A 25,029-nucleotide genomic window follows, 5' to 3' on the forward strand; every position below is an offset into this window, starting at 1 on the left:
ATTGACGTTATCGGTTCCATCGCTCATTTATTTAACGTTGCCACTGGTTAAGAAGATCTTACCTTGATAGTATTCGAAGCTTGAAGCAACACGCACCGCTTCTTTGATGTCCATTAGATTAAAGTGAGATGCGGGTTTCATAAGTGTCAGTTTTTTATCAGCGATCAACGAAATGAGATGCGATAATGTTTCTTGCCACGTCTGTACGGATACTTGTTGGTTCCAATGTCGCAAATGAAACATCTTAACGTTGACTTTGGCTTTACTTGTAATGTCTGCCCAGTTGACTTGCGCGCCTGATAAAAGTCCAATGCTTAAACAAATTCCGTTGGGCCGCACGCAAAAAGCCAGCTCTGTGCCCGATGACCCGCCGACGGAATCAATTGCAGCAGTTGCGCCAACCCCTTTCGTCAACTCCATCACAGTTTCATGCAAGGACATGACGGCTGTATTGATCACAAAAGAAGCGCCGAGCCGCAGCAATTCCTCGGTATAAATGCCGCTCCTCGTAACGGCAATCAGCTGAAAACCGATGATCTTGGACAGCTGTGCGAATATGCGGCCAATGGAGGATCCGCAGGCGTTGACTATCACCACATCATCCGGTTTTAACGCTAATATTTCTTGGCAGGCAAGCCACGCAGTTAATGGATTGATATATGACTGAGCCGCTAAGTGAATCTCCATCGAATCGGGTATTGGAACAGCAAACGCTGCCGGTGTCTTCACATATTCCTGCCAAGTACCTTCCCCTCGCAGCGCCAGAACACGCTGGCCAACAAGTTGTCTACTGACGAACGGACCTACCTCCACGATTAAACCCACCCCTTCATAACCGGGGATCATTGGCAACGAGGTTCGGTGAGCATATGCCCCGCTAATAGGGATCAAGTCTGATGGATTAATCGGACGGGTGATCATGCGCACCAAGACTTCTCCGTCCCTTGGATCTTCAATGGTTTTGTTCTCGACTTTCAGGACATCTTGAGGAATTCCAAACTTACAGAATTTAATACATTTTGCTTTCATACATCCTCCTGGTCCTTGTTTATTTGAAATTTTTCTCGTCAAATAGTACCGATGTAAAAAATTTGCAGCGGTATACGGTTTTGTCGTTTCGATAAGTCCTGTATGCATAGTGAACAATGGGAACGTGAGGGGGATTTAGCTTTGGAGCTGTCGGTTGTTTTCAACCTCTAGCCAATAAGAAAGCAGATGGCTTAATTTTGCTTCGGTTTCTTTCAATTTTTTGATTTGTTCCTGCGTGTTTCTTAATTTTTCACTATACATCGATATTGCTTTCGGTGCGCATTGAGCGGGTGCCATCTCAAATATCTCGGTCGGCGAAGGTGAATCCGATGAACAGTTTAATATCGGACTAATTTCGTCTGTGCTGAAGCCGATATCCAGTAACAGCTGAATAGTCTTCACCCGTTCGATGTCCGATTGTTGATATTCGCGATATCCATTTTCCAAACGTTGCGGTTTTATGAGTTCTTTTTCTTCGTAATAGCGTAACGATCGAATGCTCACTTCCGTTTTCTCCGATAACTCTCCGATTCTCATCGTCTTCAATTCCTTTCTTATCCTGCTCTTTCTCCAAAAGAATTGGTATCTTCATTAGATGGTAAAGCATGACATTACGTCAGGGTCAAGATTCTGCTTTCGGGGATTGACCCTAACACGGTGTCATGTTTTAAGGTGAGTTTATCACAATTTCGTAAAGGGATGAAGACGATGAACAACTTGAATAGGAACACGGACCGAGCGGGGATACGAGAGTGGATGGGGCTTGCAGTGCTCACGCTGCCCGTTTTGATTCTCGCCATGGACATGACCGTTCTGTATATGGCGCTTCCGCATATCACCCAGGATTTGAATCCGAGCAGTATCCAGTCGTTATGGATTGTCGATATTTATGGGTTTATGGTAGCCGGTTTTTTAATGATGATGGGAAATTTGTGCGACCGCGTTGGACATCGAAAAATGCTCGTATTTGGGGCAATTTCGTTTTGTATCGCTTCACTGCTTGCAGCCTATTCCAATAGCACGGAAATGCTGATTGCAACTCGTGCTTTTTTGGGAGTCGCCGGTGCAGCCCTCATGCCTTCCACCCTTTCTTTAATAGGACATATGTTCAAACTAGAGAGGCAAAGAGGCATTGCGATAGGTATATGGATGAGTTCTTTTGCAGTGGGGACTATCATTGGTCCGATGGCAGGCGGGATCATGCTTGAATTCTTCTGGTGGGGATCGGTATTTCTGTTAGCAGTTCCTGTTACCATACTGCTGCTGGTATCCGCTCCGTTCTTACTTCCTGAATATCGGGGGGCGCTGACGGTTCGGCTAGATCTACCTAGTGTGATCCTATCATTGGCTTTTATTATGGCGCTCATCTTCGGAATCAAAAACATAGCCCAATCCGGATTGAATGCGCTCCCTCTGGTTTCGATTGTGGTCGGATTGCTGCTCGGTCTGATATTCGTACTTCGACAGAGGCGTTTGCCGAATCCGTTGATGGATTTGCAGTTGTTCCGACAGCGGCCGTTCAGTACTGCATTAGCCGTTTTGTTATTATGCAATTTGGCTATAGGCGGGGTTTATCTCTTTGCCACACAGTTTCTGCAGTTGGTGTTGGAATTATCACCCCTACAAGCCGGCTTATGGCTTCTCCCTTCTGCATTCGCTGTTATTTGCGGCTCGATGCTCGCCCCGAATCTCGCTCAGAAAATGAATCCGGGTTTCGTAGTCGGATCCGGATTGCTGGTCTCCGTGGTCGGATTTCTGTTCTTAAACGGGGTTAAAACGGAAGCCGGGTTGCCGTTGCTCATCACAAGTCTGGTCATTTCGTTCTTAGGAGTAGGTATGGTTCAGTCGCTCGGTGTAAATCTGGTTGTCGGGTCGGCACCGGCTGAAAAATCGGGTACAGCCTCTGCCTTATCTGAAATGAGTACGGAGCTTGGAATGGCACTTGGAGTTGCGGTATTAGGAAGTGTGGGCTCTGCTGTCATGGGAAGCACCAACATGTTAAACGCAACCCATGATTCCTTTACTTTCGGACTGCACGTAGTCGGTGCGACCAGCGCAGCAATTACATTTGGAATAGCTGTTATCACCTTTGCCGTTTTTCGGTATAAACATTGACCAGGGCAGACTCACCAAAGATCATTCATCCGCTTGAATGGCTTGGCTCATTTATACTATAATTTAATGAAACCGCTGTGCGATTAGGGGAGCATGTGCATATGAAACGCGCAAACATGCCGGAGTTAATCAGCTGGCGGCGACTTTCGCCGCCAGATACATCCCCCCCTCCCGTGCATCGTGTCCGTCTCCAAGCAAGCGAGTATTACTGTATTCTGTTCGGTGGAACAGTGGGAAGAAGTTTCCCTGACTTAAATTCCGATCAAAGCACCGCATTAAATGCTGCATTGAAAATAAGCCCTAAACGAAAGGAGTAATAAATATGCCCCCAATTATTAAGTTTTTCGTCTTACTTGCTTGTGCAGGTTTTGTGTTATTTATCATGTATGCCAATCGAAATATGCGTTCAAAAAACTTAAATGGCGATGTTGGTCCGGTCGGCAGCAGTTCAGTTGGTGAAAAAAATCATACAGATCCTGGGGCCGACAGCGGTTCTGATGGTGGTGGCGGAGACTGATTAAATAGGCTTCTTCTGTAAACATTCCCCTGCAAGGCCCCCACGCTTTTGTGCTCCATCCAATATTTCAAACATGAGTCAGCTAACAGACTCTAAAATCTAAATCATTTCCGTCACCTGTATTTTTCGACCACAGCTTAAGTTCCTTGGCGCCATATTGTACAGCATGATAGCGAATTTTTGAAATGCAGAACCTTGATCCCTTTAATAGAATACATCATTTGTTAACGCTTATCGTTGACATACGCAAGCAATGTAACTAAAATGGTTTTATTGGGAGGGATTTCAATGGCAGTCGCTAGCAGATTTACGGTTGCACTTCATGCATTGACCTGGATTGCTGAAATGAGTAAAGAGAATACGGAGCATGTTCCTTCTGATCGGATAGCGGAGAGTGTGGGCACCAGTCCCGTATTTATCCGTCGAATTTTGGGAATGCTTGGCAGGGCGCATCTTGTCTCCGTAAAACACGGGGGGAAAGATACTGGGTGGAAGCTGGCAAGACGTCCAGAAGATATTACATTGTTACAGGTATATGAAGCGGTGGAGCAAAAGCCGTTGTTCGAGCTACATCACAGCACCCCGAGCAATACCTGTCTCATCGCCAAGGGAATACGTCCGGCATTAAATACGATTTATGGAAAAACAGAGAATGCAATGAAGAATCAGTTGTCTGAATATTCGATAGCCGATTTATTAAAAGAAACGCTTACGCAAGCCTCATTATAGTGTGCGTGTTCAACGTGTTCAAAACGTAATGAATTTTCAATGCGATAAAGGATGGTTTGCTGTCGTTATGATCAAGCAGCCACCTTTTGAACACGTCTTTTTTTAATAAAAAAATGATTAGACAAAAAATTTTGACCATCAATGTAACTGGTTTAGTTGTATTGATAAAATGCGAAAGGGAGTTTTATAATGAATCGTTTGATTATTTTACTTTTGACCATCGGGGCTTTCCTGGCAGGAACGGCTGAATATATAATTGCAGGCGTAGTTGATATGGTAGCGTATGATCTCCAGGTTAGTATCGCGCTAGCCGGACAGTTAGTGACAGCCTACGCTCTGGCTTACGCCATTGGCGCACCATTAGTCGTTATGCTGACTGCGCGTATGGAACGAAAAAAAGTAATGGTTGCGGCTATAGGTCTATTTATTATCGGTAACCTGATTGCTTGGTGGAGTCCAAATTTTATCATGTTGTTCGTTTCGCGCTTATTATTAGGCGTAAGCGGTGGAGTGTACACCGTTGTTGCCATGAGCACGGTCTTCAAACTCGTCTCCCCGGAGAAGCTTGGCAATGCGATCGGCACACTGACAATGGGAATCAGCGGATCGCTTGTATTTGGCGTGCCGCTTGGAGTAGCGCTTAGCGGCTGGATCGGTTGGCAAGGTTCGTTTGCTGTATTGGCCACTGCAAGCTTTATAGTCATGCTTGGCATCGTACGCTTGATTCCTGCCATAGCCGGTGGTGAAGCCATACCTTTCAAGCAACAATTCGCGGTATTTAAGAACCGTAAGATTGTGAGTGGTTACTTTATCACGTTATTCTGGATTGCCGGTTATGCGATAACGTATACGTTTTTGATTCCTTTTCTTCGGGAAACAGTGAACATGGATACCGCTGCCGTAAGTCTTACGTTGTTCATACTAGGTATTTTCGCGATGGCAGGCTCACGCTTGGGAGGCTATGGTGCAGATCGGTGGGGTCTTGTCAAAACGGTTGTGATCAGTATGTCCATTCATGCGCTTGCTTTGCTGCTCCTTCCCATTATGAACATAGCGATGCTGTCCACAATCACAATTGTCGCGGTCTGGGTTGGCTCTGCTTGGATGACCTCCCCTACATTACAGACGTATTTCATACAACAAACACCAGCGTCTCCTGATTTGGCTTTAAGCTTAAATACTTCGGTGCTGCAGTTTGGCATTGCCGTGGGGGCCGGTTTTGGAGGAGTTGCTGTAAATGCCGCAGGCTCGGTAGCCGTCACCCCCTGGATTGGAGGGGGGCTGGTTATTCTAGGCATGATTGCCGCGTGGATTTCCTTTTCTATGCAACACACACCATCTGCTGGGCAGCATGAGAATAGGGAAACCGTTTAATTAGATTTCACGGATAGGTCCGGTGAGAGTCAGCTAGCCAGCGTCACTGCCATACCCTCCCTTATGAGTCTTGATCGCATTAACGGTGAGTGCAGGAGTATCACGATCGGTGTCTTCGTTATCTTATAAAAGTGTGAAGTCGTGGCACGGACGAACATGCCCGCCTATCAGCCCTTATTTGATCTATTTGATTGACATCGTATCCGTGCCCATCGGGCTTGATTAGTGAAAGGGTTGTTTTTAATTGCAGAACATTAAAGATGCTCTGAGCTGCACTTTGCAATCGGTAAAAGTATTGAGAAAACAAAACGCCCATCGTTGTGCTCGAATGCAATATATCCTCCATGCTGCTCAACGATATTCTGGACAATGGAAAGACCTAAGCCCGAACCTGCAGGAAGTTTTGGATCAAGATGACGACTGACTTGATAAAAACGATTAAACAGCTGTTGCTCGTCCTCTTTTGTAATCGGGGTTCCAAAGTTTTCAACCTCTAGAACAGCATAACCATCTTCGACCATGTACAATCTAATGTTGATGGTCCCGGGCCTATGTGAAAACTTCAATGCATTCAAAAGCAAATTGTCTATTGCTCTGACCAATTTTTCTGCATCAATGGACACAATCACGTTTTTCTTTTCCCATTTGGTTGTAACCGCTAACCCTTTTTCATTTGCCAGCGGCTCAAACTCATGCACGATTTGCTCGGCCAAGTGCTGAAAATCTAACGCCTGCAAGGAAAGGCGAAGATTCGGATTCATTAATCGGGTGTTCTCAAACAAATGATCAACAATTTTGTTTAACTGTTCAAGCTTGCGGCAAGCATGATCTACAAACCGCTGATATTCCTGCCGGTTTTTAAAAGATTCTGTCCGAATCAGATCGAGGTATGCATTAATACTTGTTAATGGTGTCCTGACATCGTGAGATAGACCTGTAATCAGTTCCATTTTGATCTGCTCCTGAAGGCGTTCCCGTTCAATTGTTTGTTGAAGCTGTTGCGCCATACGGTTCATTGCCAAGGCTACCTCGCCTAGCTCATCCTTTCTTGTGACCGGTATCCGGTAATCCAGTTTGGCATCGCCTATCTTTTTTAGTCCATCCGTTATTTCATGAAAATACATTCGAATCCGATAGGTGAACAAGGAAAAGCAGAGAAAAAAGGTGCCCAGAAAAGCGAATATCGGGACGTAAAAAAAAGTGAATCCATACGGCGTCGCATTCAGCAAGCTGCCAATCACTGACATGACTAGTAAAGCTAAAGCGGCACTGCCCAGAGCTGCCGCTAAAATTTGATAGCTGAGATTCTCCCTGAGGTTTAATTTGTGAAACCATTTATTGTTCAATTTTATATCCAACTCCCCAAACCGTCTTAATATACATCGGCTTTCTCGGGTCCTTCTCAATTTTTTCCCGCAAGTTGCGAATATGCGCCATGACCGTATTTTCGGTATATGACAAGGATGGGTCCTTCCAAACGCGTTCATATATTTTATCCGTATTGAAAACAATGTTGGGGTTTGAAGCCAGTAACTCCAAAATGGCAAATTCAGTCGGCGTCAGTTTAACGTCCCTTCCGTCAACCGTTACCTTGTGTCGGTCGGGATCAATGACGAGGCCCCCAATTTGAATGTTATCTTCTTCCTGTGCCGATTTCACATACATGCTATTTCTTCGCAGTTGTGCTTTCACTCGTGCCACTAATTCCAAAGGATTAAAAGGCTTCGTCATATAATCATCGGCTCCACTCGACAATCCTGTAATTTTATCCAAATCCTCTGTTCTGGCCGAAAGCATGATAATGGGCACGTTCGATTGTTGCCGGATATTCAAGCACGCTTGCACTCCATCCAAGTTTGGCATCATGATGTCCATAATAATGACATCAAATGCTTGTCGCTTCAAACATTCAACAGCCTCATGACCGTTTTCTGCCTCAATTACATCGTATCCTTCATTTCGCAGATATATATGAATGACATCCCGTATTTCCGGATCATCATCAACAACGAGTATATACGTGCTCATGCGGATTTACCTCCTTTCGACTCTTCCTTCAACATCAGTTGAATTTCTTTCTGCACACATACAAAAATGCTGGCGGTATATTTAAAGGGATAAACTTAATCTGCTGCAGATTGAACTTTTCACTTAACTCTTTTTTCATCTGAAGCGAGTACTGAAAAGCAACAAACCAGCCGCCGGGTTTAAGACAAGTTGAAATTTGCTCTAAAAGCGTCTCTCGGACGGATTTGGAAAAATTAAAAAAGGGAAGTCCGCTCCATATGCAATCCAATGCACCGATCCCTGACTGCTGAAGCATTGCCTTCATTTGAAGCGCATTGGGATAGCATCTGAAATCCGGATACGCTTTAGCCAAATTGTCTCGAAGCCGCTCGTCCTGTTCAAATAAGACCAGTTCCCGCAGTTGGATTTGCGAAAGATACTTCGTAATCGCACCGGTACCCGCACCCAGCTCTGCAGCATAATGAATTTCCTTCCACGGAACGCTATTCGCCATCTTTTGCCCTAAAAAGCTTGAACTTGGCACAATGCTTCCTATTAATTTGGGAGATTGCACAAATGTCTGAACAAATAACAATGCTTCTTTATATTCCATCGAAATCCCTCCTTGTCTTTAAGGATGATCATAGCGAATACACTTAAAGAAATATTAAGGGATTTTCTGAATAAATTCTGAAGGTAAGAAAGCACTTCGTCAATAACATTCCCACCCCTGTCGAGAGGTGTTCATTAATGCTGTTTAATGGTCAAGTTCTAGAATACTTCACACCATGTCTTCTTCACTTTACTTAAAAAATTCATTCAATCTTAGGGTTTATTATATGATTGACACAACGAAAGAGCTTTAAAATCAAAGCTTAAAACAATCGGATCAGCATACTACAAATGTCATTTTCATACTCAATATGATCACATCAGGACAGACCATTCCCTTATTTTCCTTGAAAAGATTATCTTTATTCAGTTGGAGAAAAAATCATATAGATCATGATACCGACAGCAGATCTGATGGCGGTGGCGGAGACTGATTCAGGAAAGGCTACTTCTGTCCATATCCCACTACTAATACCTCCAATTTTCATACGCTTGTAATGAATAACGGCAACAATGCTCAAAAATTATGTACTATGTAATTGTAGCAGGTAAATGTAGGTTGATCTGGTTGTTTGAATCATGGAATCACACTTGTTCCTCGGTAAGCGAGGATATTGCGGGCTGATGACCTCTACGCAGACTCAAGTGTTTCGAGAGATTGTGAGGAATCCAACTTGCATAATCGAACAGGTGTATCGTTAACTGAAAACAAGAGCATTCTGTAAAATTTGTATGTTACAATAAACGCTGCAGCCTGTGAACTGCAGCGCCGATAAGATGTTATCAAACGGGCCAAGTTTCAAATAGATTGTCCGCTCTCGGGTATAGTAGTCATCGCTCTGTAATTTAAAGCTAAAACAAAACAGGTAATTCTTCTAGACCACGCATCAGCATTCCAGGTTTCCACTTCAAATTCTCTACTTCTGTAGCTAGCCGTATTTCTGGCATTCGTTTCAACAATGCTGTAATGGCAATTTCTCCTTCTAATCTCGCTAAAGGAGCCCCAAGACAGTAGTGAATGCCTTTACCGAATGCAAGATGTTTATTTTGTCCACGAGTGATATCAAAAACTTCGGGATCTTGAAATTGCTCAGGATCATGATTCGCAGAATTTAAAGCAACAAGGACTTGATCTCCTTCATGAATTGTTTTATCTCCTAATCTAATTGTTTCAGTAGCCCATCGGTTTGTGCTGAATTGAACAGGCCCATTATAGCGTAGAATTTCCTCAAGGGCTGACTTTATTAAATTTGGTTCATTTTGCAACCTTACCTTTTGATCGGGATGTGTTAATAAAGCATAGACTCCATTAGTGATCAGATTAACGGTCGTTTCATGTCCTGCGATAATTAAAAGCGAGACAATTCCATACAGCTCTTCTTCTTTTAGACGATCACCATCTTCCTCAGCTTGAATTAGTTTACTAATTAAATCATTCTGAGGGTTTTCCCGACATTGCTCAAACCACTGCTGCAAGTATGCAACGAATTCCTCCAAATGAGTTTGTAATTCTTCTATTCGTTCTGGTTCTTGGGGTGGATCAACAAGTGTATTAGACCATTTACGAAATTCATTTCGATCTTTGCTTGGTACACCAAGCAGTTCACATATAACAATAATGGGCAATGGAAATGCAAAGTCATTGATTAAATTCATGTAACCTTTATTTTGAACTGCATCGAGTAACTCATGTGTGATTTCCTCAATACGCCCCCGTAAACTTTCAATCATACGCGGTGTAAAAGCCTGATGGACCAAGCCGCGTAGACGCGTATGATCGGGAGGATCAGAAAATAACATATTTTGTACTAAAAGATTTGCTGACCCCTTGTCCTGCTTGTCTTCAGTAGCGAAATAATTGAAGTTCTTTGTAAAACGAGGATCCTTTAATATTGCTACTGCATCTTCATACTTGGTAACAACCCATGTGTATTGACCATTATTCATCTTAGCGAGGTGAATAGGCTCATTTTCACGTAGGTTTTTAAATGTTGGGTAGGGATCTTGGCTAAACTCAAAAGAAAATAAATCTTTATTTCTGGAACTCAAAATACTCAATCCTTTCCTAATGTTTTTTTGGATACATCATTCAGTTCTGGCGGATACGTTACGCAGCAGAAAAACGGTTAACCCAGCCACTAGTAAAGCAAGCACGGCACTAGTGGCAGCAATCGTATTCAAGCCCACTGTGAATGCCTCGCGCGCCAATCCGACTACCTCTGCTGCCAGCTCTGCGGGCAAGGCTGCGCTCGCCTCCACAGCGCTTGGGAGAGAGTCCTTTACAGCCTGTACTGCGGAAACGGGAAGTTCCTCGGGCAGCGAACGGCTTATTTGGCGATCATAAACCGCTGTTGCAATACTTCCCATTATGGTAATTCCTAATGCTGCTCCCAATTCGGCACTTGTTTCCGATATCGCGGAGGCAGATCCGGCTTTTTCCGGCGGGGCTGCTCCGATAATGAGGTCGGTCCCCAGCACCGTTAACGGCGCTATGCCTATCGAAAAGACCACACTGCCAACAACCAGGACAGACAAAGCTGAAGCAGCCTCTACCTGGGTAATGGCAGCCAAGCCTGTACAGGAGATGAATAGACCCGTCCCGATCACATAAGCTGGGGGAAAGCGACGGACAAACCACGGGGCTGCCACTGAGCCCATAATAATTCCCCCTGCTGACGGGATCAGCCAAAGCCCTGCCATAAACGGGGACAGATGCTGCACAAGCTGCAAATATTGGGCAATATAAAAATTAAGGCCGCTTATGGTAAGCAAGCCAAGCAGCATCATGCACAGCGCGCCGCTAAAAACAGGAAGGCGAAACAGCCTAATATCCACTAAAGGATCCTTCACATCATTTTGTCGATACACAAACCCCCACCCAATGAGCAAACCGGCGGCTATGATCAAGATGGACAACACATCGAGCCCTTCTTTGGCCATACTCTTAATACCATAAACCACGCACAGGATGGCTGCCAGGGACATGATCGCGCTAAGCAAATCCAGACGTTCGTTTGTCGGCTCCCGATATTCAGGCAGCAAGGACGGAGCAGTAACAAGCAGCAACAGCATCACGGGTACGCCCAGTAGAAAAACAGAGCCCCACCAGAACCATTCCAGCATCAATCCCCCGACGACCGGACCAAGCACACTCCCCGCCACTAGGCACATCATCCATACGCCAATCGCACTACTGCGCTGCTGAGGGTCCAGGAACATATTTCTTAATAAGGATAATGTGGAAGGCATCAAGGTTGCACCTGCGATGCCCAGCAGTGCACGGGTTGCGATCAGCATTTCCGCACTGCTCGAATAGGCAACAAGCACGGAAGCCACACCGAATGTAGCTGCACCGATCATAAGCAGCTTTCTGCGTCCAATGCGGTCAGCCAGTTTTCCCATGATAATGAGGAAGCCAGCCAGTGTGAAGCCATAGATATCCACCATCCACAGCATTTGCGTGCTGCTCGGAGCAAGATCTGCCGCCAAATGCGGAAGCGCCAGATAAAGTACGCTAATATCCATAGACATGAGCAAGGTTGGCAGCGCAAGTACGCCTAATCCGAGCCACTCCCTGGCCCCGGCTTTAGCCGGAGCTTCTATAGCCGCAGCCTCCCCCGTCCTTTTCTGTTCACCTGTCGTTCTGTTTTCAATTTTGTCCATAGCGTTCCCCTCCTCTATAATTACTTTAAGTCACTTTTAACCAAAAAAACTATTATTGTTTTTATAGTTTCGACAAAAAAAGAAAGGCGTGGAAGTACCCTTCTTTATTTTTCCTTGGAGATCAGCCCGAACAAGATAATATCCGTAATTTGCATGACAGCTTCTGTAGTGGAAATATTGTTTTGCATGTAGAATCTTTGATCATGCACGGATTGGATCGCTTCTCTTATCAACTTTACAATTAATGTGGCATTTTTGTTAATGATGACTCCTTCGTGTATCCCTTGCTCGATTAAGGCTTGCAGTTCGTTCCAGTCCTCCGTAAAAACTTTTGAGACCTTGCTCCACTGTTCTGGATAAGATCGCTTGATTTGCTCTAATAGGACTCGATCGTAAAGCTCTTTATGCGTTGGCAAGGCATTTATAACGCCTTTGATCTTCTCGACAAGCGTTAAATTAGAATTATTCAATATTTGCTCCGTTATATTGTCCACTTCGGAAAAGGTCTCTTCAATTAATGCATCTAATATCTCCGCCTTGGATGAAAAATGCTCGTAGAGCGTCCTTTTACTAATTCCTAGTCTGCGGGCCAAATCATCCATGGTTAACTTTATGCCACTTTCCTTCAATTCTTCAGCGAATGCCTCAATAATACGATGTTTGATTGTTACGCCTCCTTCGATACTAAAGAGCCAATAATGGTTTTATCAGTTTCGATTTATTATATAGTCTTGTATTATATTTTTGCAATGCAGCCACCGCCTCCTGATCCATCAAACATGAAATTTTAGCTTAATTTCTTCGCGAAAGCTGTTATCTGCGAGTAGCAGCATGCCGCCAAATGTTATCAACGAATGCAAGGCGGCCGCAACGGCAGTCCACAAAACTTGTGACAATTCTAATAAATATAACAGCAACGGAACAAAACTTAGGAAATGCAGGTTCAGTAAGCAACCTATAAGCCCTCGCCATTTTGACCTTCCCGTACAACAAATGAGAGTAACAAGCAGTGTTGCCGCTATCAGTACAAATGGAATCACATACTCTGTCGACCAGTAATGCGAACCCCCCACCACATCGATCCACAACAGCATAATCGACAGCCCAAACAACTGGACTAGGATTTTACGGCCGAGATGGGCGGACCCTACAATGGTATGCCTAATGGAAAGCCATATATACAGCAAACAAGGTAATAGATACAAACTCCACATGTTCTCCCTAGAACTCAGTATGTTAACAATAAGAAGAACGCTAATGACGGATACCACGATAAAAGAGAGCCACTTGGATATGTTCTCGCTAGACTTCTTATGTTGCCTATCCGACATCAAATAGAATGGGTACAATTGATTAGTTAAAGTAGAGATTCCAGCAGTCTCTCTGCCAAATTTCCTTCGACACAATGGGCATGTAGCATGCGAAGGATCTACGATAACGCCACAGCTTTCACACTTCATGTTTCCATCCCCCAATCATTGCTGACAATCTTCAACTCCAGTCCGCTTAGACCGCTAAGCAGTCGAAAAAAATGCATTATAACATCACTTTCTAAAATATTGCGTGCAAAGGTTATTGTGAGTGTTTCATTGACTGAGCACACGGCACAATTTATTGGAGTTTTAGAGGTTGGATACATCGTCGTCTCCATCGCTTCAACATATTGTGTCATACTGGACGGAATACTGATTCTGCCTAAATTCGTAAGCGTCATCGTCTTGACAGCCTCACTGTACCTATCAAAACCATACCGCATGGCTAGGTTTTTTAACTTGAGTGGTACAAACCTAGACAACCAGTTTTTCTCATATTTCATACTGTTTGCTATCGTCTCATATAAATACGGTTTCTTTGTTTTTTTCTTCATTTGCTCACTTACCGCTTCAAGCACTTGTTCAAATGTCAGTTCTTGCTTCATATATATTTCAATGTTGATTACAGTAAAAAAATTTCGCAAACTGATTGAAGGGAATAATTTCCTCAAATTGACGGGTAGGCTGATTACAATTGACTGTTGGCTCTCGCTGTTAATAGTCATAGTAGCGGCATGAACCGCCATGATCAGAATGGCCGTCAGGTAAGCTGTAACAGTTACTCCTTGTATCTTTGCTGCTGCATTTAACTGGTTAGCGTGAATAAAACCGTGCACGACATTATGTCCGTAAGGCATGAAGCGTGTGCCCGGAATTTTCAGTGCATTTGATACCTCGTCTTTCAAGTGTGATTGACTATTCGTGTAGTAAGCTCTAAAGCTATCCTGCGCTTCAGCATAGCGAGCAAATGAATCAGGAGGAAGAATTACCCCTTCCCTGTCATCTATCTGAACACCACTTGTATATAAATACTGGAATACTAATGTTTTGAGAAATTCAAGTGCCCCCCCACCATCCGTTATAGCATGAAAAACTTCAATGCTGATCTTGTTTTTGTAATACAGCACCCGTACTAAGCTTCCATATTGTTCTGACAGATTCACTGGCGCACAAGGATAGTTCGTTTCTTGCTCGACTATGAGCCTCGATTCTTTCTGGCGAAGAAATTTCCAGAACAAACCGTTTTGAAGTTCTACATTCAAATTCGGAAATCTAGAAATCACTTTGTCCAAGGCCTTTTGCAGTAGCTCAGGGTCGATCGGGCTAGTAAGAATCATCGACAATCGATAGGTAGAAGAATTTTCTTTCCCGGCTACTGCTGGAAACAGCTTACCTGCGTGATCAAGTTTACTCCAATCCTCCATTAATCTGTCTCCTTATACGCGACTTGAATTTGAAAACTAAAAAAACCTTAATAGTTTCCTCGTTTTAAATTATTATAAAGCGGCATACTTTTATTTGCAAGCTCAATATTTTTTCGAACCGATTTGACCAGAATTAAGGCTCAAAAAAATCTGTGACCATTGAATCAAATGTCGTTGATGCAACCTCTTCATACTCCACTTTGTCCCTCACTGAATTCGCTACAACGTTGGGAAAAAGACTGATCGATTTGCTGAATTCGATATGCTTTTTCGATGTCATTTTGTGAAAAGAAGCGAGACGGTACATAATCATTGTGAACCAAATCAAATGAATTCGGATAAGCGCCCGACTGCCTTTCCTTGCACCGATACTCGGTTAATTATAGAACTTTATGTCAAAGCTACGCCTTAATCACATTTAACATTTGGCGAAGAGTCCGAGATGGTATGCTGAATGGGCCAAAGTAGCTACTGCTGTGACAGATTGTTCATTCCAATCAATAGCGTCAATAGATTCCAAAAGTGTTAAGTATTCATTTTTCAATCCTTCTTGAATTCGGTTCCATTGCTGTTCATCTACTGAATGAATATCCCAATTCTTTCATTTGAAACGGCCGCCCATACAGCACCTGCTGATCGGCGTCAAACAAATTCCGGTAAACCACTTGTCCGCGAGTGGATGAAGCATCGACGACCTTGCCGTTTCCGGCATAGATGCCAACATGGGTAATGTCCATAAACCGACCATTGCTGGCATAGCTCCAAAAGACCAAATCGCCCGGAGCCAAATCTTCAAAACGGATTGTCCACCCGTTATCGACACAATGTCTGGCTTGTTCAGCCGCCGTCCGCGGCAACTGAATGCTCAACTGCCGGTACACCCATTGAACAAGATAACTGCAATCTGTATAGCGGTCTTGCCCGGCCAAAACTTGACTGTATGGATCGCCCAAGCGAGTCAATGCCAAGCGGACAGCTTCACCGCCCCATTCCCCTTCCGGCAGATCGTGATAAACGATTTCAAGCTGCTCAGGCGTTAACCCTACATCCATATCTTTACCGAGAAGCGCGAACATAAGCGGTCGGAACTCCGCCGACAACATTTCATGCATGATCTCTCTTTGTTCGATTGCAAAGTCGTAGATGTCGGCCTGCTGCCCAGCAGTGTGACTGGCAACTGTAATGTGCAACACCGACTCATACCAGGTAATCGTTTCCTCACTCGTGCTCCCATCTTCATGTTCCACCGTAATCGTTTCCCTGTGTTCAATCGTTTCCACGTAAGAGTCCAGTTCATTCATGTCCCAAAAGACGGAGCGAATCACATCCACCCGAGTGGCGTCCAGTGTGGCTACGTCCATGCCGTTTTCGCTGTCCATTACGGTACGAACCGCAAAGACCGCGATGACGTCCATCCAGTTATCGATGCGAGTATTATCAGCGCTTCCGAGATAATGGATTTCTACACGATCCACTGAGCCTGCATCCCGACGTATGTCCTCCAGTCGGACAGCAAATTCGTTGTCCATGTCTTGTACGATGTCAGAAAGCGGTAATACATCGCTATCCGTATTATCACTGGAGACAAAGATGCCAAAAGGAGATGATACAACCGCAGCAACAGCCATCATGATGCATAGCAAGATGATCACCGTACCGCTAACACCTAAAAGAGCGATCATGCCTTTGGCGAGTACCGCAGTCATTTTGGCCGCTACACGAATCATGCGAATGTTCCATCTGGCAACAGCTTGCAGCCGCTGCTTTGAACGGTGCATGGTCATCAATCGAAAGGCTGCTCTTTGCGCTTCCCTGGCTTTATGTTTCATCCTATCTGTTGGATTATGGACCTGTCCTTTTTCTTGGTTAGACTGATGAATCGGCTTTACTGAATGGGAAAGCACCTTGGTGACTTTACCGCCCGTTTTGGCACGCCTGGATACACCTGCATGCGGCTTCACCAGCTTATGAGCGGAAGAACAAACGGGGGCGGGAATTCGTTTCCTCCCGATTGTCATTTCACGGGGTTGTAGACTCGAACGTTTGTCACGAGAACGCACGGTAGTCTTGAATAGGGTGTTCGTGGTCGTGACACGCTTCTCGACAGGTTTTGACATCGGGTTTAACTGTGTTTCACTTTTAGCTTGAGCCTGGGGTTGTTGAGCTAGTCTCCGACTAACAATCCTGGCCCGTACCATTTGATGAATATGCCGCTGTTTTCCTGTCACTGTCATGGAAAACAAAGGATATTTCCCGCCAACAGGCTTCCGCAAACGCAATGGTCGCTTGGTTTGGGAAGATGAATGTATAGCCTGACGATTATCTCTTCCTTGTATGACACCTGTTGAATGAGCGGACAGCGTTTGCTGTTTATCAGAAACAACCGAACGTTTGCTTGCTTGAATGCCGCTTTGCTTACCTGAACGCCGACCGCTTGACGTTTCCCCCGATTGCTGAGGCATGGTTTCTTTCTCTTTCTCCGTCCCTATCAAGCGCTCCCGTTTTTTCCAAAGAAGACGAATTGCTCCTTTGCTCACACCTGCACTGATGCGCATCCCCTTGCGCAGCGTGGTTTTTGCCGCCCTCACGGATTGGTTTTGCGCGTGTACCACAGAGGAACCTGTAGATTCCGATTCATGACGATTAGATGACCTATGTTTAGAACGCAAATCTACAGGCTTTGCTTTTGCCATCAAGTTGGAGAATCGATCCAGCTTTTTTATGGTTTTCACACGTGTCCTTGTCTTTATGTCCTTCATCAAGGTTGCCCTCCTGGCATATCCACTAGCGGGTTGGACCGTTCATTCGTTGGGGAACCCGGTCGTGACTCCTGCAATATTCCGGATAACGCAAGCGAATCGCCTCAAAGAAATAAGGCGCATAACGACAATCAAACAACTCGTGCGGCGTGGAATCCCGTTCCTGCTGTTCTTCTGCCCATCCGTTCCACAGATTAAAGGCCAAGCGGCTTGCTCGAAGGGAAGTACCTGTTTGCCAGAAGGCCTTTAAACCTTTCGGTCGGATGCTGTCGTTTGAAAAGTCAAACAAGTCCTGAACATGCGTCCTCGTTTCTCGCGTCAAGCCTAACGTGTAAAACAACGCACGATGATAGGCATCTTGGCGATGAAAACGGCTCAGCATATCACTGTAAAACTTTTCGTGTTCCACATCACAAAACATACCGGGAAACATAACTCTAGCACTCCTTTCATAGTGGCGACGATTAGTCATATAACCGCCAATCGTCGCCTTGAACATCACCCTCTAATAGCCCTTTCATTTTGGGAATAAAATCGGACCCTATGATTCAAAATCACTTATTCCCGAGAATTTGCTTCAACTTCTTCAGCCCGCTTTCGATGGACTTGCGTACAGCCTTTTCATCCACCTGCTCTACACGAGCGATAGCGACCTTACTCATCCCTAAAAAATAATGTGCGTAAATACGTCGAAACGACTTTTTCGGTAATCGACACATCGCTGCGTAAAGCTCTCTTCGAAAGGCCATCTCTTCATACTCCGTTTCAGTTGACCGAGAAGGAAACAGAATATCGTTTTCGATGCCATCGTTCCGATCCAGAGAATAATATGCCCGATGACGATAAGCACGTAATTTATAAGCGCTTTCAAGCAACTCAAAACGTCGCATCTCCTGTACGATTTCCTCATCCACCTCAACCCAGAAATCCGTTTGATAGAAAGGATACATGTCGCGAAGATTGATTTTTTTCTCATCCCTCTCCCTTGTTTTGATTGCCAAGCAAACCAAAACAAGGAGGAGGTGAACGGCAGCCTGTGCCGCCTTTAAACTTGATGCGTAATAAAGAAAAACAAAAAAGACCCTTCGAAAGTACACACGAAGGGTTCGAACTTTGATCCACTGAACGTGTAACACCATTCTGCAAGCATGGCAAACGCGTCAGCGGCACATCTTCAATGAGCCTGATAGCGAATTCAGTTAGGGCCTGTTCTCTGGCAGCACGAGCTGCACGCGACTTGATATTAACCAACAATATCAACTCCCGCTCTCATGGCAACACCATGATGAGAAGCAAGCCCTGTTGTTCAGTTATGTATGCAGATTAGGTGCTACCATCCGTATTTTGAAAGACCGATAATGAAACAACTCCTCTCAATGGAAAACAGATTAACCCGACAGTCGTAGAACTAGAGTAATTTAAATAGTCTTGTAATCGAGTACTAGAATAGTAAAATATACCCTCACTCTTCATATCGCCTGAAATGCCAAAAATCACGTTCTATCTCCAAATTTCATTCAAAATGTCACAATTCACACCTACATCCCTATTGCCATCTGTAGAGTAAAGGTCTATTGGAATGGTAAGATATTGATAATCAGGACATATTTCCTGAGTCTCATATCTCAGTAGAGGAGGGGATGAAAAAAAGAGGTTTGACAAGGGATCAAAACGTGTCGATTGATAAGAAGCCCTGGTCACTCTTAATCAAGGAAGGAGGATGAAAGGATGTACAAAGGTAATCAGGAATTCTTGGAAGACATTTTTCGCAGATACTTTGAGAAAATCTATACTTATTGCAGAAGGCTGCTCAAAGGACACCCTGCCGATCTGGCAGAAGATTGTACGCAAATTACATTTCTGCACGCTGGCAAGCAAGCTGCCAAATTGAAATCACACCCGAACATTGAAGGCTGGCTCTATCGAACATCTCGAAATCAGGTCAACTCCACATTCCGAAAACAGTACACCAAAAGAAAGTATGAGATCATCCTTCACGGAAATCTGGCCGAACGATTGACAGCCGTGAGCTACGATTTGGATGAAGCCTTTCTCGCCACGGTTGACATTGAGTCCTTGGTGGAGTACGTATTAAGTCAGCTTGATCCGCGTGAGCATCAGTTATATACCGATTACTTCCAGCGCCAATTAACCATCACTCAATTAGCCAGCAAGTACCACTTGTCTCAGACGGCTGTGACCAGTCGAATCTACAGACTAAAGAAAAAAATCAAAGTCATTGTGTATGAGAACATTGGTACATAGCTCGTGATTCCAAATAGATATGATCGGCAAGCAGCTGATGAAGCATCCCATCAGCCGCTTGCCAAGGGTTTACAGTGATTCTCCCGGCTTCGTGGTCATCAAACGGTAAAGTTTTGTATGCCTTGGAAAGCTATCTGTAAATGGCACGAGAGAACTGCCGACCTTTAACAGCCCATTCCCGGCATCGACGTTTGTAATATAAGAAAGCTGGAGATCCGAAATATTAAGCAGTTCCGCCAACTCCTTGCGATCCGTACTGGCCTGATTCAGCATCACGATAAATTCGCTATTGGCCAGCATCGTTCGGGCCGTATGACTTTGCAACAAATCATCCACGTTTTGCGTAATCCCCGTACAAAAAGCGCCATACTTTCGGACACGTTTCCATAACGTGAACAAAAAGTTGGCGCTGTACTCGTGTTGGAAAAGCAGATAAATTTCATCGATGAAGATAAACGTGTTTTTCCCCTTGGCGCGATTTTGTGTAATCCGGTTCAGAATGCTGTCCAATACAACCAGCATGCCAATCGGCAACAGTTGCTTGCCCAAATCCAAAATATCATAGCAGATCAGCCGGTTATGAACGTTGACGTTAGTCGGCTGGGCGAACGTATTCAAACTGCCAGCGGTAAACAGTTCAATCGCCAGCGCGATGTCCTGCGCCTCCGGCTCGGATTGCTTGAGCAGTTCCGCTCGAAAATCCTGTAAGGTAGGCGGTTGCCCTTTGTAATTGCTTTGCAGATATTTTCGATACACACTGGCCGTGCAACGGTCGATAATCGACTTTTCCTTCGCTCCCAACTGATAACCGCCAATGAGTTGCTCGCATAACGAAAGAACAAATTCGGATTTTAAAATGATCGGATTTGCTCCGTCACCGTATTGCCGGTTTATATCCATCGCATTGATATGATTGGGTGACGTGGCCGAGATATGAATCGTCTCGCCTCTCAGTGCTTCTACCAAGGCGGAATATTCACGTTCCGGGTCAATCAGAATAATGTCATCACCACTGGCCAGTATTTGATTGACGATTTCTCTTTTTGCCGTAAAGCTTTTTCCGGAGCCCGATACCCCCAAAATAAAGCTGTTTCCATTGAGCAACTGCTTGCGATTGGCAATGAGCATATTTTTACTGATGACGTTTTGTCCGTAGTAAATACCGCCTTCATGCATGATTTCCTGCGCCCGAAACGGGATAAACACCGCTGTGCTTTCTGTCGTCAACGTTCTCAAGGCATGTACTTTCCGTAAACCATAAGGCAACACGGTATTCAGACCGTCCATCTGCTGGTACGTAAGGGGCGAGAACTGACACAAATGTTTGCGGGCTGTCGTCAATATCGCTTCGGTATCGTTGTCGAGCTGCTCCTTGCTTTCGGCCACATGCACCATCGTCAATAAGCCAAACAGCATGCGTTGGTCGCGAGTCGTTAGGTCATCCAGAAATTCCTTGCTCTCTTTTCGCTGCTGCTCCATGTCATATGGGATAACAGCGGAGAAGTTGTTGTTATTGTTTTGCCGCCGCTGCCAGTTTGTAATGTTCGTTTCCACGCCCAACAAACGGTTTTCGATTTCGCGAACCGCCTCATCCGTTGGTATCGGAATGATGTCAAGGGACAGAAATAAGTTGCGGTGCAGGTCGCAAAGCTCGGATATCATGCTGTCCTTGATATAGCTGGCATACTCACGCAGGAAGATGACCCGGCCATAAAGCTTCCCCATCCGAAAATGATCCTTTTCAAACTCAAACGTATCCGGACAAATATAATCTTTGAAATCATGTCCTTTGCGCATCGTTTCCGATAAGTCGAAACGAAAGTCCGTTTCCTCTCCCTGGCGGAAGAAATGGTGAAAAATACGCAACCGCTCAGTGGCGTCCAGTTCCGTACATTTGGAGCCGAGACGGGAAAAATGGGCGATCAGATCGGTCCCAACTCGAGAAAAATAATGCCGGGCTTCTTCGATATTGGGTTTGGCAATGGATATCGTTATATACTTCTCTTGAATCGTACCGTTGGCCCCAACGGATTTTTCCAGCAGCATCTGATTATACTCTTGTCGATATTCGTCCAGTTCATCTTGCTGCAGCGGAATGAAGACCGAGCTTTCAAAATCCGCTCGATTCAGCCTCCGGTTATGAATGGTGATTTTCGTTGTCGCCCCGCTGTCAAAGGAATTGAGCAATTCGGAATACGACAGGAACATCGCTTCCTTATCTTCGCGGGAGGCGACGGAATAATTGATGTCCTCGAATCGATACGTCTTGGAAAACTTATTGCCAACTAAAAAAATCCCGTCCGCCCAAATTGAGCGAATCGGGATCACTTGTTGTACGCCTTTCGGTATGACAAACCGTTCCTTATCCTGCTTGATGATACGACTTAACGTCTTAATCATGGCGTTTCATTCCTTTTTCATACTGCTCTATGGTCTTGCTTAACGCCGCCGCATACGTGTTCGTCGAGTGGAAGACCAAGCGCCGCGGCATTAAAAATTCCGATTTGATATACGCCCATAGCAATTGCTCGGCATTCATACCGTGGTACCGGATAAAGCCCAGGGCGGCGAATGGGGCCGCACCCAAGACGCATACCCAACTGAGTGTCTCGATGCCGAAACGACTGCGCAGCATAAAGTACAGCGCTATCGCCACACCTACGGCCAAAACAGAAAAAAAGAACTGTCGCAAGGACAGTCCAAAAAAGATGCTTTCCGTATATTCCCGGATCTCCCGGTTGATTTTCACTTCCACATGTCATCCCTCCCTTAGCCTTTAAAATTTGATATACGTGTTAGAACAGAAAGGAATCTTCATTCCCTATATCTTTTGTACTTTTAGCTTCTGTCTTCAGGTTATATATAATTTCCACTTCAAAACTGACAACTTCAACAATTCGTATTTCATTGTTCTTTTCAAAATTAAACAATGCATAGTTTGTATATTTTCTATCGCTTACACCTTGATAAGCCACACCATGAAATCCAATTTCAGCACAACAATTACCAATATAATTGGTTAGTAGATAAGCCTTTTTTAAGGGCTTACTCTCTTCGTTTATCTCATTAAAAAAACCCTGGAAACTATGATCAAACAACCCGATGTTAAACAACTTCAATTTTTTTCTCGTTTTAAAAAGAGCAATGTCAATATTTTCATCGTTTAACGGATGAATTTCATACGGGATGGCTTTCATTCGATTACTCAGATATAAAACGGATATGCCAACAGCATTATAACGTCCGTGCTGAGGCAACCCCTCAGGCGGATTCCAGATTTCATCTTCTCCAAATACATGTTTCCTATCTTTTTTTCGTGCCCTTCCTCTAAAAAGCTGAGTCCCACTTCTTAATTCTATATAGTCTCTCTTTTCATAATGTTTTTGTAGAAGATCATAGACTTTTTTTCCCGTTTCATGCTTATATGCCAGAAGAGGATATTTCAAAAGATGCTGTTTAAACTCATGGAGTTCCTGCCAACTAAGATCAATATTATATTTTTGGGCAAACTGAGAAAACTCAATAAAGTCAAAGTCATCTAATCCAAATACCGAATTTGTTTCATGTTCATCATAAACTTGATCATAAGATTCAAAAGTACCTCCATCGGGATTATGGGAGTAATCAATTGGATCTTCACCGTAGTGGCAAGTTTGACAACGTAGATGTTTAAGTATTAGCTTATGGAACTTATCGTCTATTCCTTTCTCCCACAAAAAGCTTTCAACAGTTTGTCCTGCGTTGTTCTCAATAAAATTACTTGGGTCTTCTTCATCTTTATTCCAACGATAAACATCATAATCAAGTTGCGCGCCGACACATTTAAAACACCCATAAATTTTTTTTGAAAGTTCGCCTCCAATTAACACGAAGATGGGTATTATCTTCTCTTCAAAATACTCTTCAGAGTAATACTCAACGTAAGCTTTAAGCTTTAAATTACACAGTAAACAATTATATTTAGTTTTTTCTTTCTCTCTTATGGTTCGAGGTCTTCTGTTAATACCTACTTTTATATTTAGCCTATTAATGACTTCAATTAGATCGTCAAAACAACTCCTGCAAATGACGGAGCACTCGTTCATATCTTCCACTCGCCCATTTAGTAAAATTTAACACGGTTCATTATTTTTCATAATTCGACATATCTGATCAAAATCCTTTTATTCCGCCTCATTCTTGTCTTTGAGATCGCACCGATAATTCGACGAATCTGGTGCGGGTCCCCCCCGAACTACCCACTCTACTTTTTTCGTCGTAACAGTGTCTATAAAATACACAGTCGTGTCTCCATGGCGGCACAGAGGATCTCGTAACATCTTGCTTGAACTTGACTGAGGATTTAACACGAGGTATGCTCTATTTATCAGCTTCGTATATCACGTAAAAATCAGGTGCGTATATCTTTTTCTGCGTATAACCCATTAGCGCCTGGTTCGTATATCTTGGCTGACAAAATCAAAGTTATGCGAATTCGAAGCGAGAAAAGCGAAGTAGTGGTATGGCGAAAAGCCTTATGGTACAAGGGATTCCGGCATTTTTGAAGGGTCAAGAAATGGTTCGCATAATGTTGTGTTAGGTGAAGTACCTTGACTTCCTCGAATTACTTACAACTTGTCATAAAGAGGAAGGCTTCTAAGTCTTGAATCCAAAAGCCTATTAATACTGTTCTTATCAGTTCTTTCATTCTCTTGCTCTACCAACTCAGCACAGTGTAGGCATGTTATATACGAAAAGCCTGTTAACTTCTTTATTTGTCCTAATGGTATGCCCGTCTTAATCTGTTGCATGATGACAAATTTCGCAACACTTTCAGCTTCTCTTGATTGTAAAATTGCACTAAGAACTTCAAACATTGATGCATTCGAAGTTAATTCTTTACCTTGATTAGTTATAAATAATGCTCCTTTGGGGTCATTACCCGCAATTGAATCTCGGATCACTAGATAATTTCTAATTTGGCTAGATAATTCGTCAGGTAGGTGAATACGATAATTATTTATATTAAGTGTGTTTACAATTTCATTTATATCGCTACGAACTAGGGCTTTAATACTTTTTATCTTCAAACCAGCATACATAACAAGTTTAGTTATAATCGCAGAAACATAATCAGTGAATGCCTTATTATATCCAGTTGTTTTCAATAAATCGGACTTAGGGTTATTAATGCATTCATTACAATACTCCAATAACTCATTGTACACATCATCACTAATAGG

General features: G+C 43.9%; 22 protein-coding genes. 5 read left to right on the forward strand and 17 right to left on the reverse strand.

Features of this window, described 5'->3' with window-relative positions; genetic code table 11:
* Window positions 1-27: 27 nt before the first annotated feature.
* Both CHH67_RS21685 and CHH67_RS21690 read right to left on the reverse strand, forming a co-directional pair.
* Complete coding sequence (locus tag CHH67_RS21685) at window positions 28-1,029, reverse strand: zinc-dependent alcohol dehydrogenase family protein (protein ID WP_095267460.1); 1,002 nt, start codon at window positions 1,027-1,029, stop codon at window positions 28-30.
* 135 nt (window positions 1,030-1,164) lie between these two features.
* On the reverse strand, window positions 1,165-1,566 hold the full coding sequence (locus tag CHH67_RS21690) for a MerR family transcriptional regulator (protein ID WP_095267461.1): 402 nt from the start codon (window positions 1,564-1,566) through the stop codon (window positions 1,165-1,167).
* Between the two features lie 171 nt (window positions 1,567-1,737).
* On the opposite strand from CHH67_RS21690, the gene CHH67_RS21695 reads away from it, so the two are divergent.
* The 4 genes from CHH67_RS21695 to CHH67_RS21710 all read left to right on the forward strand — a co-directional run bounded on the left by CHH67_RS21695 (window position 1,738) and on the right by CHH67_RS21710 (window position 5,764).
* Complete coding sequence (locus tag CHH67_RS21695) at window positions 1,738-3,144, forward strand: MFS transporter (protein WP_176475585.1); 1,407 nt, start codon at window positions 1,738-1,740, stop codon at window positions 3,142-3,144.
* 322 nt (window positions 3,145-3,466) lie between these two features.
* Complete coding sequence (locus CHH67_RS21700; RefSeq protein WP_095267463.1) at window positions 3,467-3,661, forward strand: hypothetical protein; 195 nt, start codon at window positions 3,467-3,469, stop codon at window positions 3,659-3,661.
* A gap of 288 nt (window positions 3,662-3,949) precedes the next feature.
* Window positions 3,950-4,390 carry an Rrf2 family transcriptional regulator gene (locus CHH67_RS21705; RefSeq protein WP_095267464.1) on the forward strand — a complete coding sequence of 147 codons (441 nt, stop codon included), beginning with the start codon at window positions 3,950-3,952 and terminating at the stop codon, window positions 4,388-4,390.
* A 189-nt stretch (window positions 4,391-4,579) separates the two neighbouring features.
* Complete coding sequence (locus CHH67_RS21710) at window positions 4,580-5,764, forward strand: MFS transporter (protein WP_095267465.1); 1,185 nt, start codon at window positions 4,580-4,582, stop codon at window positions 5,762-5,764.
* 254 nt (window positions 5,765-6,018) lie between these two features.
* On the opposite strand, the gene CHH67_RS21715 is transcribed toward CHH67_RS21710, so the two are convergent.
* From CHH67_RS21715 to CHH67_RS21765, 11 genes are all read right to left on the reverse strand, one after another.
* A complete protein-coding gene (locus CHH67_RS21715) occupies window positions 6,019-7,110 on the reverse strand; it encodes a HAMP domain-containing sensor histidine kinase (protein ID WP_095267466.1) in 1,092 nt (363 codons plus the stop codon).
* On the reverse strand, window positions 7,100-7,792 hold the full coding sequence (locus CHH67_RS21720) for a response regulator transcription factor (protein WP_095267467.1): 693 nt from the start codon (window positions 7,790-7,792) through the stop codon (window positions 7,100-7,102). Before CHH67_RS21720 ends, CHH67_RS21715 begins: the two co-directional genes overlap by 11 nt.
* Before the next feature lie 34 nt (window positions 7,793-7,826).
* Window positions 7,827-8,384 carry a class I SAM-dependent methyltransferase gene (locus CHH67_RS21725; RefSeq protein WP_095267468.1) on the reverse strand — a complete coding sequence of 186 codons (558 nt, stop codon included), beginning with the start codon at window positions 8,382-8,384 and terminating at the stop codon, window positions 7,827-7,829.
* A gap of 851 nt (window positions 8,385-9,235) precedes the next feature.
* A complete protein-coding gene (locus CHH67_RS21730; RefSeq protein WP_425320451.1) occupies window positions 9,236-10,441 on the reverse strand; it encodes a cytochrome P450 family protein in 1,206 nt (401 codons plus the stop codon).
* Window positions 10,442-10,468: 27 nt separating this feature from the next.
* Window positions 10,469-12,046, reverse strand: a complete 1,578-nt coding sequence (locus CHH67_RS21735) for an MFS transporter (protein ID WP_095267469.1) — start codon at window positions 12,044-12,046, stop codon at window positions 10,469-10,471.
* A gap of 104 nt (window positions 12,047-12,150) precedes the next feature.
* The gene (locus CHH67_RS21740; protein WP_341036260.1) at window positions 12,151-12,729 is read right to left on the reverse strand and encodes a TetR/AcrR family transcriptional regulator; all 579 of its coding nucleotides are present in this window, start codon (window positions 12,727-12,729) and stop codon (window positions 12,151-12,153) included.
* A 90-nt stretch (window positions 12,730-12,819) separates the two neighbouring features.
* On the reverse strand, window positions 12,820-13,506 hold the full coding sequence (locus CHH67_RS26900; protein WP_095267471.1) for a DUF6320 domain-containing protein: 687 nt from the start codon (window positions 13,504-13,506) through the stop codon (window positions 12,820-12,822).
* Window positions 13,503-14,783: an alcohol acetyltransferase gene (locus CHH67_RS21750; RefSeq protein WP_095267472.1), complete on the reverse strand. Its 1,281-nt coding sequence runs from the start codon at window positions 14,781-14,783 to the stop codon at window positions 13,503-13,505. Before CHH67_RS21750 ends, CHH67_RS26900 begins: the two co-directional genes overlap by 4 nt.
* 572 nt (window positions 14,784-15,355) lie before the next feature.
* Window positions 15,356-17,542 (reverse strand): NlpC/P60 family protein, encoded by a 2,187-nt coding sequence (locus tag CHH67_RS26590; protein ID WP_218832070.1) that lies wholly within the window; start codon window positions 17,540-17,542, stop codon window positions 15,356-15,358.
* Window positions 17,543-17,567: 25 nt separating this feature from the next.
* Window positions 17,568-17,975 (reverse strand): DUF6075 family protein, encoded by a 408-nt coding sequence (locus CHH67_RS21760; RefSeq protein WP_095267473.1) that lies wholly within the window; start codon window positions 17,973-17,975, stop codon window positions 17,568-17,570.
* Between the two features lie 121 nt (window positions 17,976-18,096).
* A complete protein-coding gene (locus tag CHH67_RS21765) occupies window positions 18,097-18,543 on the reverse strand; it encodes an RNA polymerase sigma factor (RefSeq protein WP_244908295.1) in 447 nt (148 codons plus the stop codon).
* A gap of 727 nt (window positions 18,544-19,270) precedes the next feature.
* Here CHH67_RS21765 and CHH67_RS21770 point away from each other — a divergent pair.
* Window positions 19,271-19,807 (forward strand): RNA polymerase sigma factor, encoded by a 537-nt coding sequence (locus tag CHH67_RS21770; protein WP_095267474.1) that lies wholly within the window; start codon window positions 19,271-19,273, stop codon window positions 19,805-19,807.
* A gap of 69 nt (window positions 19,808-19,876) precedes the next feature.
* On the opposite strand, the gene CHH67_RS21775 is transcribed toward CHH67_RS21770, so the two are convergent.
* From CHH67_RS21775 to CHH67_RS26330, 4 genes are all read right to left on the reverse strand, one after another.
* Complete coding sequence (locus tag CHH67_RS21775) at window positions 19,877-22,207, reverse strand: VirB4-like conjugal transfer ATPase, CD1110 family (RefSeq protein ID WP_095267475.1); 2,331 nt, start codon at window positions 22,205-22,207, stop codon at window positions 19,877-19,879.
* On the reverse strand, window positions 22,200-22,562 hold the full coding sequence (locus CHH67_RS21780; RefSeq protein ID WP_036623479.1) for a PrgI family protein: 363 nt from the start codon (window positions 22,560-22,562) through the stop codon (window positions 22,200-22,202). Before CHH67_RS21780 ends, CHH67_RS21775 begins: the two co-directional genes overlap by 8 nt.
* 40 nt (window positions 22,563-22,602) lie before the next feature.
* Window positions 22,603-23,892 (reverse strand): RES domain-containing protein, encoded by a 1,290-nt coding sequence (locus CHH67_RS21785; RefSeq protein ID WP_095267476.1) that lies wholly within the window; start codon window positions 23,890-23,892, stop codon window positions 22,603-22,605.
* Window positions 23,893-24,414: 522 nt separating this feature from the next.
* Window positions 24,415-25,029: hypothetical protein (locus CHH67_RS26330; protein WP_179292193.1), on the reverse strand; the 615-nt coding region annotated here is incomplete at its 5' end.

It is taken from the genome of Paenibacillus campinasensis, assembly GCF_002272015.1.
GTDB lineage: Bacteria > Bacillota > Bacilli > Paenibacillales > Paenibacillaceae > Paenibacillus_AQ > Paenibacillus_AQ campinasensis.

Bases quoted from the DNA above. Each gene is read 5' to 3' on its own strand.
- CHH67_RS21685 (WP_095267460.1), bottom strand. From the start codon at position 1,029: ATGAAAGCAAAATGTATTAAATTCTGTAAGTTTGGAATTCCTCAAGAT.
- CHH67_RS21690 (WP_095267461.1), bottom strand. From the start codon at position 1,566: ATGAGAATCGGAGAGTTATCGGAGAAAACGGAAGTGAGCATTCGATCG.
- CHH67_RS21695 (WP_176475585.1), top strand. From the start codon at position 1,738: ATGAACAACTTGAATAGGAACACGGACCGAGCGGGGATACGAGAGTGG.
- CHH67_RS21700 (WP_095267463.1), top strand. From the start codon at position 3,467: ATGCCCCCAATTATTAAGTTTTTCGTCTTACTTGCTTGTGCAGGTTTT.
- CHH67_RS21705 (WP_095267464.1), top strand. From the start codon at position 3,950: ATGGCAGTCGCTAGCAGATTTACGGTTGCACTTCATGCATTGACCTGG.
- CHH67_RS21710 (WP_095267465.1), top strand. From the start codon at position 4,580: ATGAATCGTTTGATTATTTTACTTTTGACCATCGGGGCTTTCCTGGCA.
- CHH67_RS21720 (WP_095267467.1), bottom strand. From the start codon at position 7,792: ATGAGCACGTATATACTCGTTGTTGATGATGATCCGGAAATACGGGAT.
- CHH67_RS21725 (WP_095267468.1), bottom strand. From the start codon at position 8,384: ATGGAATATAAAGAAGCATTGTTATTTGTTCAGACATTTGTGCAATCT.
- CHH67_RS21735 (WP_095267469.1), bottom strand. From the start codon at position 12,046: ATGGACAAAATTGAAAACAGAACGACAGGTGAACAGAAAAGGACGGGG.
- CHH67_RS26900 (WP_095267471.1), bottom strand. From the start codon at position 13,506: ATGAAGTGTGAAAGCTGTGGCGTTATCGTAGATCCTTCGCATGCTACA.
- CHH67_RS21750 (WP_095267472.1), bottom strand. From the start codon at position 14,783: ATGGAGGATTGGAGTAAACTTGATCACGCAGGTAAGCTGTTTCCAGCA.
- CHH67_RS26590 (WP_218832070.1), bottom strand. From the start codon at position 17,542: ATGAAGGACATAAAGACAAGGACACGTGTGAAAACCATAAAAAAGCTG.
- CHH67_RS21760 (WP_095267473.1), bottom strand. From the start codon at position 17,975: ATGTTTCCCGGTATGTTTTGTGATGTGGAACACGAAAAGTTTTACAGT.
- CHH67_RS21770 (WP_095267474.1), top strand. From the start codon at position 19,271: ATGTACAAAGGTAATCAGGAATTCTTGGAAGACATTTTTCGCAGATAC.
- CHH67_RS21775 (WP_095267475.1), bottom strand. From the start codon at position 22,207: ATGATTAAGACGTTAAGTCGTATCATCAAGCAGGATAAGGAACGGTTT.
- CHH67_RS21785 (WP_095267476.1), bottom strand. From the start codon at position 23,892: ATGAACGAGTGCTCCGTCATTTGCAGGAGTTGTTTTGACGATCTAATT.